The 9272-nt window shown below is 36.0% G+C and carries 10 protein-coding genes, 1 pseudogene and 1 riboswitch; of the genes and pseudogenes, 4 read left to right on the top strand and 7 right to left on the bottom strand.

The annotated features are described in order from the left end of the window. Positions 1–201 (bottom strand): NUDIX domain-containing protein (locus tag AAHB12_RS30475; RefSeq protein WP_342048828.1); only part of this gene is annotated, 201 nt, incomplete at its 3' end. Positions 202–635: 434 nt separating this feature from the next. Beyond that, positions 636–726, top strand: a riboswitch (cyclic di-GMP riboswitch). Positions 727–745: 19 nt separating this feature from the next. Here AAHB12_RS30475 and AAHB12_RS30470 point away from each other — a divergent pair. Beyond that, complete coding sequence (locus AAHB12_RS30470; protein ID WP_342048827.1) at positions 746–910, top strand: aspartyl-phosphate phosphatase Spo0E family protein; 165 nt, start codon at positions 746–748, stop codon at positions 908–910. A 94-nt stretch (positions 911–1004) separates the two neighbouring features. Here the strand turns inward: AAHB12_RS30470 and AAHB12_RS30465 are convergent, their stop codons facing one another. Continuing rightward, positions 1005–2000: a DUF3231 family protein gene (locus tag AAHB12_RS30465; protein WP_342048825.1), complete on the bottom strand. Its 996-nt coding sequence runs from the start codon at positions 1998–2000 to the stop codon at positions 1005–1007. A 233-nt stretch (positions 2001–2233) separates the two neighbouring features. Beyond that, positions 2234–3241, bottom strand: a complete 1008-nt coding sequence (locus AAHB12_RS30460; RefSeq protein WP_342048824.1) for a DUF3231 family protein — start codon at positions 3239–3241, stop codon at positions 2234–2236. 393 nt (positions 3242–3634) lie between these two features. Here AAHB12_RS30460 and AAHB12_RS30455 point away from each other — a divergent pair, with 393 nt between their 5' ends. Both AAHB12_RS30455 and AAHB12_RS30450 read left to right on the top strand, forming a co-directional pair. Then, positions 3635–4639 carry a DUF3231 family protein gene (locus AAHB12_RS30455; RefSeq protein ID WP_342048823.1) on the top strand — a complete coding sequence of 335 codons (1005 nt, stop codon included), beginning with the start codon at positions 3635–3637 and terminating at the stop codon, positions 4637–4639. Positions 4640–4667: 28 nt separating this feature from the next. Then, entirely contained in the window at positions 4668–5123 is a 456-nt protein-coding gene (locus tag AAHB12_RS30450) for a hypothetical protein (RefSeq protein ID WP_342048822.1), read from the top strand. A 552-nt stretch (positions 5124–5675) separates the two neighbouring features. Here AAHB12_RS30450 and AAHB12_RS30445 read toward each other — a convergent pair. From AAHB12_RS30445 to AAHB12_RS30430, 4 genes are all read right to left on the bottom strand, one after another. Further along, the gene (locus AAHB12_RS30445) at positions 5676–5897 is read right to left on the bottom strand and encodes a hypothetical protein (RefSeq protein WP_342048821.1); all 222 of its coding nucleotides are present in this window, start codon (positions 5895–5897) and stop codon (positions 5676–5678) included. Beyond that, on the bottom strand, positions 5887–7533 hold the full coding sequence (locus AAHB12_RS30440; RefSeq protein WP_342048820.1) for a spore germination protein: 1647 nt from the start codon (positions 7531–7533) through the stop codon (positions 5887–5889). Before AAHB12_RS30440 ends, AAHB12_RS30445 begins: the two co-directional genes overlap by 11 nt. A gap of 331 nt (positions 7534–7864) precedes the next feature. After that, a complete protein-coding gene (locus AAHB12_RS30435) occupies positions 7865–8101 on the bottom strand; it encodes a hypothetical protein (protein WP_342048818.1) in 237 nt (78 codons plus the stop codon). Next, positions 8076–8573, bottom strand: coding sequence for a dUTPase (locus AAHB12_RS30430; RefSeq protein ID WP_342048817.1), 498 nt, complete (start codon positions 8571–8573; stop codon positions 8076–8078). The genes AAHB12_RS30435 and AAHB12_RS30430 overlap by 26 nt, the downstream gene beginning before the upstream one ends. A gap of 273 nt (positions 8574–8846) precedes the next feature. Between AAHB12_RS30430 and AAHB12_RS30425 the strand changes: the two are divergent. Then, a pseudogene (locus tag AAHB12_RS30425) lies at positions 8847–9026 on the top strand (Rpn family recombination-promoting nuclease/putative transposase); the annotation flags it as partial. Positions 9027–9272 lie beyond the last annotated feature (246 nt).

Below are 9272 nucleotides of genomic sequence, written 5' to 3'. Positions count from 1 at the left end.
CTTCTCAATGTAGTCCCGGACAAAACGCAGTTCACCGACTTCGACTTCAATGCCCACTTCCTCGATGCATTCTCGTTTTAAATTTTCATGCAGGTTCTCTCCATGTTCCTGTCCTCCCCGGAAGAAGATAAAATGCTCCGTCTTTTCCTTGTAAATATGTAATAATACAAATATTTTGAAATATTTTATTTTTCTACACATTATTTTCCTACGCCATAAAGCGCTGACCAAAGTAATATAAAATTATGTTATTTGGATATGAATACTCTATACATTTTTAGTTTACATAATCCTTAATTATCGGAAGTCAATAAATCTATCGAACTCCATATTTATCGAATGTAAACTTTTATATTAAAGTTTACATTCATATCCTTGTTTTTATTGGGATATCTCCGATTATAGTAAAAATCAGCAAGTGTGAAACAAAACTATACATTCATTTCATTGATTTTATTAGGTTTCAGTAAGGGGATTATAGACAGATAATACGCTAAAGAAAAAACAGAAAGCAGCCTTTTTAGACTGCTTCAAGCGGGCGTTTTAATTTACATGCAAGGTAAAATTTCCCGCTTGTTCATAAGTTTAGGAATTAATATAATATAATTTGTTTCCAAAAAATTAGAAAAATACATATTTGATAAAGGCAAACTTATCGAAAGATAGGGACGCAAAGCTCCAGATCTAAGGCGGTAACAATATCGTTATGATGGCTGAGTCGCCGCTGGTCAGGGGAGTTAAAGAGATGCAAGAGAAAATTGAAAAGAAAAGACAACAATTGTTTTATTTAACCAAATTATATGGGCTAACCCACCCTCAGACTATTCAATGCAGTCAACAATTAGATATATTGATCAATATATCTATGAAAAAACAGGGGGCAAAAATAAAATTACGTACAACTATGTAAAAGGATACCTCTTCAGTACAGATGTATCCTTTTTGTATGTCCTACGCATGTCTAGTTAACATAAAATCCGAAAGCGGCAGTAAACATATTTGATTTAATTTATGATTTTCCTATCATCCGCATTAGGGGGTTGCTCCATCCAATTTCTTTTAATGATTAATTTACCGAAACTACTGTAAACCAGTAAATCATCTAAAATTGCTTTTTCACAGTTGAGTGCAATATCTGCTCTCATGCTATAAATCGCAGCAGTACCGTAATAAGATATTGCTGCAGCAAATAAAAAGCCTGAATGAAACAACATAAGTTTATCAGAAAAAGGTGCAACCTTTGAATTGGTTATTTCTGAGTCAAATGTACGAGGTAAATGAAGGTCTTCTTTAAGTAATAATGTTGTAAATGTCCCAATGTGTTTATTCGCTACATGAATACCTTTTTCTAAAAACTTATTTACTCCTTTATCTTTACATACTTGTTTAAAGGCAATAAGACATCCTTTTGTGATCAAACTTTTTTGTAAATTAAAATATATATTACCACATTCAATAGCATTTAGGGTTCTATGGTTGCCAAACACATCAGTTACATAATCAAGAGTGTTGATGAAATGAATTTTATCTGGTGTTGAATAGTATGGTGGTTTATCCAAAAGTTTTTTTGCAATGAGGACTTCAATTGATTGGTTATATAAGTTCATAGTGTCAATATTACATTGATAATAAAAATCTCTAATGTCTTGACGAATAGAAACAGTAAATGCCAAGTTGTAAGCTTGCTCTCCGTGCGTAGTCATAGTGTGAATATAATTTAAGCAAAAGAGATCAGTAAATAAAGGGGGAGCATCCAAATTAACATCTTCTTCAGTAAACCCTTTAGGGACTGGAAAATTTTCTTGAAGAAACAAATCCCTTAGTTTGTTTATATGCTTTTGAGCAAGTTCATGAGCAGTTTGAAAAACTTTATTTATCTCAGGGTCTTGAATGATTTTTAACATGTACTTGATTACACAATTCCCCATTGTCTCACGTATATAATGGGTCCATAAATTTGCTATTTCTGGCGAGGTTAATCTATCGTTGTTTTGATTCATTTTTTCACCTTATAATTATAATGTTGTAATTTATGTTTATTTTCATCTTTTTTCCAAAATATTATGTATGAACACGATTAAGATAAAAAGGACAAATTTATCGGAATTCATTGTCCCTAGAATCCTATAAAAAATACCCTTCAGGACAACTTCATCCAAAAATCCTCACGGTCATTTTTATTCAATAGACACGCGAGGACTTCTATTAAGGCAACCCTTCATTCTGGAAATAACTAGCTTGAAGTAAGCTCATCTCGATTCACAGCTTGTGGTGGTTGTTCCATCCAGCCATAGTCAATCATTATATTAGCTGCATCTTCAACATAAAACCCGATATCTGCCAAGAATTTTGTGTACATTGCACCTATATCGCGTCTTCCATTCAGGGATGCACCATTCCCATATGTTCTAATTTTCATGGAAAACATATCAATTTTGTGAGCTAGCATCAATTTGTCTGAAAAAGGTGAAATTGTAGACGCACTAACTAAGTGTTCCAATGATGAAGGGGACGGTAAATTCTCGTTGTACAATTTCTCAGAACAGGTTTCTAATTGCTTGTCGGTAAGCTCCTTCCCTCGGACAAAAAACTGCCGAACTTGGTCGTCTTGGGCTACTTGACTAAAAGCAAGTAACAGTGCTTTGCTTGTTACGTTATTCTCCATATTCTCATAAAGATGTGTAATCTCTAAAGCATGCAAGGGTCTAGTGTTTCCGAAAAAACCCTTTAAATAACTTTGTTTTTTTACAAAATCGACTTGGCTAGGTATAGGAATGATTGGTGGTTTTGTTAAAAACCCTTTTGCCATTAGTACTTGATCGACCTCGTTAATAAGCTGTACTGTCGCTTCAAGAGTATGAGTAAAGAAACCCCTTATATCTTTTCTTGTCATTAAAGGTACTGCAATCGAATAAATACTCATTCCTGCTTTGCTTAAATATCTCAGATAGTGAAGATAAAATTGATCGGAAAATAACCTAGGAGCATCTACATTTACGTCTTCCTTTGTAAATCCAATCGGTACAGGAAAGTGTTCCGCAATAAAAATTTCTTTAATATTTTTTAGAATTGATTGGTTTAAATATAAAGCATGATCTAACACTTTTTTTATATCTGGATCTTCAACATGTTGAAAATAATGGCTTAGTACACACTGAGACATCGTATTGCCCATATACGTTGCCCAAAGTTTCCCCATTTCAGTAGCTGTTAGCTGCATATGACCGTAGCTCTTTTCCAATATGTAAACAACCTCCTATTTCATTCATCAAGGAATAATGTGCCCAGACTAAACAGGAAATATGAACCATTGAACCTAGCATATCCATAAAAAAGAAAACAGCCTTGGGCTAGGCTGTCCTTGAGATAACTAGTGGGTTCATCAGAAATACTTAATAGGAGGTTTCCCACGTGTTTACTATTTCTTATTCCTAGGATTTTATGTATGGTTTTCTGCTAAACATGTAGCTACCATTCTCTAGGAACAAGATTCGAGATACCAGGTTAGCATAGTATTTCGCTTACCTTTTTTAATGAATTTACCTTTCTAAAGAGTGTTAATCTTCTTCATAAAGTCCATTAAAAAATTCATATCTATTGCTAAATAAGTGAATAATATTTAAGAGGTGATAATATGGATCAGAATAAATTAAAACTCACATCTTCCGAAATAGGGTCACTGTGGGCAGAATATGTAAACGGAACAATGACAGATACAGTAAATAGATACATGGTCTCTATTATTGAGGATGAGGCAATAAAAGCCATTTTTGAAGATGCTATCAAGACGTTCGAAAAACAAAAGAAACAACTTGCAACCTTTATAGAAAATGAGGGATTTCCAGTTCCAATTGGATTTACTGAATCTGACCTCAATAAAGGTGCAGAGAGACTGTTTACTGACATATTTTGTTTAAATTATTTACATATCATGACTTTGCATGGTTTGTTAGGACACTCAACTTCATTAGGCATTTCTGTCAGAAAGGACTTAAGGTATTTTTACGATTCGTGTGATAACGATGGGAAAAGGATGTATCATCAAACTATTGAGTTATTGCTTGAGAAAGGGAATTTTCAGAGAGACCCTTTATTTTACCCTGACAAGAACCCTAAATTTGTTTCTAGCCAAGATTTCACAGATGGAATTTTCGGAAAAGAAAGACGTTTAGCGGCAACAGAAATCATTAGCATTTCGTTCAACCTTAAAAAAAGTATTATGGCTAAAACCCTTTCTATCGCATTCAGTCAAGTCGCTCAAACAAAAGAAGTAAGAAAATTTTTAGAGAATTCTGAGAAAACGGCTAACGACCAAATACAAGCCTTTTCAAAAATCATGCAAACGGATAATTTACCAGCTCCTAAGTCGTGGGAAACAGAAGTGACAACTTCAACGGACTCCCCTTTTTCCGATAAGTTAATGTTGTATCATGTTGGTTTCTTGTTCCAAGCTGCACAGGCATATCACGGGGCAGGTCTAGCAGCAGCTATGCGAACAGACCTTGTAACCACTTACGAAAGCATCATTCTAAAAAATCTTATGGTTACTAAAAAATGGTTTAATCTTATGGTACAAAATAAATGGTTAGAACAGCCACCACTTGCTCCTAATAGAAACGAAATTGCAAAAGAAAAATAATAAAAACAGTATTACTAGGTATGTCTAAGTGAATAAGAATATATTCGAAAAACTAATGTGGAGCATTGCACTTCCTGGGTTTGGACAATATTTAAACGGAAAGTATTTTAAAGGGACAGTTTTATTGATACTTGAATTTCTGATTAATGTACAAGCCGATTTCAATCAGGTCATACTTCTAAGTTTTCATGGAGAAATTGGAGATGCCATAAAACATGCGGATTATCAGTGGTTGATGTTTTATCCTTGTTTGTACTTTTTTTCTATGTGGGATGCGGTGAAAGATGCAGGCGGAGGGAAAGCCTCTTATTCTTTTCTTCCGTATGTGTTCGCTGCGTTTTTTGTAACTGTTGGATTGATTTTTTCCTCAAACGTAACGATATTTGGAGTGTTATTGGGTCCTGTTTGGCTCCCAATGTTGTTTGTTTTTCCTGGAGTAATAATCGGAGTTATTATTAGAGGAATCATAAATAACATTTCTTAAAAAACCATCCTCTACTTAATTAATTAAAATTGGATGGTTTTTTTATGTTGAATAAGTTTGAAGGTTTATTTAACTCAATTGCCCCATTAGCAGCAAACCAGTTCTTACATGGAAGTTGAACAGGGGACAATGTATATCCCATTCACGTTAGGTTAACATAATCCCACATTATCGGAAGTAAAATGGCGAGGGATTCCCTCGGGCATCCGCGCCATTACTAGGTTTCTCGCAATCTCTCAATGTATCAAGTATGCAGGATTTTATGCAATGCCCGAACGGCGCGGCTCTTGACCTCCCGATCTGTTGACAAGTCTCCCTATTTTTTGCATAAAATCCTGCATATTTTTAGGACATATTTTAGTTATTTCAAAGATATACTAACAAAGAAATGGACAAGGATTCCTCTACTTGCAAGTTTGTCCATTTTGCCCTCCTGTTTTGCAGAACACCCCTCATTTTCAACGGCCTAGAGGGGTGTTTTTGTTCATCTTAATACATAGGTATTACCCACTAATACATTTTTTGAAAGTTAAAACCTAGATTTTCTTACAACTATTTGAAATTCAATTGAGTTTTATTTGGAAACTCTATATCATATTCTACAGCTACCTCTGATTCGAGCAATTCTCTTTTATCCATCATCTTTAGTTTCTCTGCTCCTTTTACTTCTTTTCTTGCCGTAGCCAATTTTTGGTCCCGGCGCAAATGCTTGGGGAGGATATAAAGAAGCGAAAAGTTTCTTAAGTATTTGCACCAGAAACGTTTATGTTTCATTGGAATCCCTCTTCGATTCGTTATCCTTTATTTGGCCTTCTCTCGGTGACGGTCCTAGATTCTGAGTACTACCTGTCCTCTTTATTTTCGTTTGGTTAATTAATCGAGGACGTGTTGACAAAAACGGCTTCGGGAAACGCATGAAGGTATCTTTCCAATCAGAAATAATGAGTGGAGCAAAGGGAGTCAAATAAGGAATACCAAACGAACGAATGCTGCAAGTGTGTGCGACTAAAACAATGAGTCCGAGTCCAATTCCGTAAAGTCCGAAAGAAGCTGCCAACATCATCATGGCAAATCGAAGTAAACGTGTCGCATCCGTCATTGCAACATGGGGTATGGTAAAACTGGCAATCGCCGTCCCTGCCACCACAATCACCATCGCACTGGAAACAATCCCTGCCTGAACAGCTGCTTGTCCTAATACAAGTGCGCCAACAATTGAAACGGCCTGCCCAATCGGACGCGGCATCCGAACGCCTGCTTCCCGCAAAAACTCAAATGTAAATTCCATTAGCAAAGCCTCTATAAATACCGGAAATGGAATCCCGTGCCGCTGTGCTGACAGACTAACCAATAAAGATGTCGGAATCAATTCCGGGTGAAACGAAATAAACGCAATAAAAAGGGATGGTCCAAGAAGGGTGATTAAGAATGCAATCACTCTTAAGGATCTCAAAAAACTGGCAATATTCCAGCGCAACTCATAATCTTCGGCCGTTTGAAAAAATTCAATCCATGTTGCTGGCAAAATTAAAGGATCCGGTGTCCCATTAACAAAAATAGCGATGCGTCCTTCCATTAACTCTCCTGCCACCACATCTGGACGTTCTGTTGTAAATACGGTGGGCCAAGGCGTCCATAGGCTATCGTTAATCCATTCTTCAATTGTATTAGAACCCGTAACCTCATCTACATCGATTTTATCCAGCCGCTCTTTGACTTCGGTAAGAAGATTGTCATTGACAATCCCTTTTACGTACATAATGGCCACATCTGTTTGTGTGATCTTCCCCAACATCATCATTTCAACCCATAGATTAGGGCTTTTAATTCTGCGGCGAACCATGGCTGTATTGGTAATAAGTGCCTCGACAAAGCTCTCTTTAGGACCACGGACAGCAGGTTCTATCGTAGGTTCTGTAACCGCCCTTAACTCTCCGCCTTGTGCAGAACAGGAAATTACTTGATCCCAGCCGTCAATCAGAAGAATGGTTTGCCCCGATACGAGGGAAAGCAGCATCTCGTTCCAGTCCGTTATGTCCTCAGCTGTTCCAGTTGTTAAGATATTTTCTTTGATATATGTAAACAATTGATAGGGTGGGGGAGACTCTCCGTTTTCGATCCCGTTCACGTCACTCATCAGTCTTTCAATGATAGAACTGCTTATAATCATTTTATCTATTAACCCGTTTATATAAATTATTGCAACCTGATGCTGTAAAAGTTCTCCCATTTTAAATTCGCGAATGATCACGTCACTGCTGTTTCCTAAAGCTTCTTTTATATTTTTGAGGTTTTTGTGTAAAGATTGACTGAGTTCCTGTTTATTTGATGGCAGTTCTGTTTTCTCATAATAAGGTATTTGCTCTCTTTTTTTTTGCTTTTTTATTAACCGATTCCAGATACTATTCATGTTCCCTTAACACTCCAAATGTAAAATATCATCGAATGAAGTGTTCGATGTTTTCTCTATTACCATGCACACTTTCCAGTTTTTAATACGTTTTAGAAATTCCCCTACAATTGAAACGATTTTCCATACAGACTCTCATTCCTATCCATCCTTTACCATATCATCTGCCCTTAATTGTAATATAACTTCAAACACACAGGATTATCTGAACATAGAATAATTGATGAGTTTTTGAACACAAATTAATCTAAAAACCTTTAAACTACTTGTTATATTTCTGTGTTCAGAAAATAGTGACTTTCTGAACAATATTTAAAGAAACAAAATGAAATTATGAGATCTCTTGTATAGAAAGCCCCTCTTCATAGTCCTTAACAACTACAGAAACAAATTCATTAAATATATCTTTTCGTGGCTTCATTACCTCTGTTTTATGCAATATTCTTTCAATACTTCTTCTGGTTAAATCATATTTTATACACAATTCCTTAACAGTAGCTCCATTGCAGTAATCTTCTGCAATGGAGCTGTTTCTTAATTTATTAGTTTCCCGTTGACCCAAATCCACCTTCGCCTCTTTCTCCCTCTGCTTGATCTCCATCAGTTTTTAAGAACGTAGAGAAAACTCCTTGACCAATACGCTCATTTTTATTAATTTTTATGGCTCGAAAACCAAAATTAATGAACTGAAACTTAATCTCTCCTTCATAATCGGAATCTACGACGCCGGCTCCGTTGCCTAACAACAAGAACTTTTTCAATGGATTGCCGGAACGATTATATAAATAAAGAACTTCATCCGGCTGCATGTATGATTTAACACCTGTTGGAACTAAAGCTGGTTTTAAAATCGTGTCATCAATTTCTTCACCTTTAGCTTTCTTCTTAAATAAATCATATAAATGCTTCCAGATTGGTTCAATAGTGACTGGCTCGGCGCTTTCGAAGTCATACCCAGCTGCGTTTTTCGTTTGCCGCTTCGGGAGATTAATATCCTTGTTTTCAAAACCTTTTACTACTTCAAACCCTCTTTTACGCATATATCCCACTCCTGCCTCTACTTATTTAAAGACAGAATTATTTTGCCCTATGTGGTCTGAATAATAACTGTTTTATAATGATCTGGAATTTCCTCTAGTGGACTTGGTTCTTACTTAATAGACCAATCGTTGCAGGTAGACTTGGTCATTCAAGTATAAGGGCAACTCTTGATACATATTCACACGTGACCCCAAGTATGCAGCAAGAAACAGCACCAAAATTTGAGAAAGCAATTTTAAAAGGCAATGGAATGGTGAATGGCCACATTTTATGAACAGGCTAAGTTGGCTCATGCTCGTGAAGAAGGCTTAGAGGAAGGTTTAGAAAAAGGAATTGAACAAGGGAAAATGCAATTAATTCATGGGATGCATAAGAACGGAATGCCATTAGAAGATATTGCGAAATTTACGGGATTAAAGGTGGCAGACATACAACAATTCTTACAAAGTTAAATCATTGTACAAAAAAGAGAGATGGGTTCTCCTTTTTGCTTCGTGCCAAAAGGTATACCTTTTGGCACGCACAAACATTCTGTAAAACTACATATCTTGCACAGTCCCTAAAGGTAGGAAATACACTTTAGAAACGTCCCAACAAACATATATACCTTTAGGCACTTTTCTTGCTATGATACTGGTATAAAAAGGATAGAAGTTGTTAAAATTGATAAAAACGTGTTCCAATAAAAAGGAACACGG

Source organism: Bacillus sp. OTU530 (assembly GCF_038440375.1).
The sequence above is the reverse complement of the archived record's forward strand: the minus strand, read 5'-3'. Positions and strand labels throughout refer to the sequence as shown.

Bases quoted from the DNA above. Each gene is read 5' to 3' on its own strand.
- AAHB12_RS30470 (WP_342048827.1), top strand. From the start codon at position 746: ATGCAAGAGAAAATTGAAAAGAAAAGACAACAATTGTTTTATTTAACC.
- AAHB12_RS30465 (WP_342048825.1), bottom strand. From the start codon at position 2,000: ATGAATCAAAACAACGATAGATTAACCTCGCCAGAAATAGCAAATTTA.
- AAHB12_RS30455 (WP_342048823.1), top strand. From the start codon at position 3,635: ATGGATCAGAATAAATTAAAACTCACATCTTCCGAAATAGGGTCACTG.
- AAHB12_RS30445 (WP_342048821.1), bottom strand. From the start codon at position 5,897: ATGAAACATAAACGTTTCTGGTGCAAATACTTAAGAAACTTTTCGCTT.
- AAHB12_RS30440 (WP_342048820.1), bottom strand. From the start codon at position 7,533: ATGAATAGTATCTGGAATCGGTTAATAAAAAAGCAAAAAAAAAGAGAG.
- AAHB12_RS30430 (WP_342048817.1), bottom strand. From the start codon at position 8,573: ATGCGTAAAAGAGGGTTTGAAGTAGTAAAAGGTTTTGAAAACAAGGAT.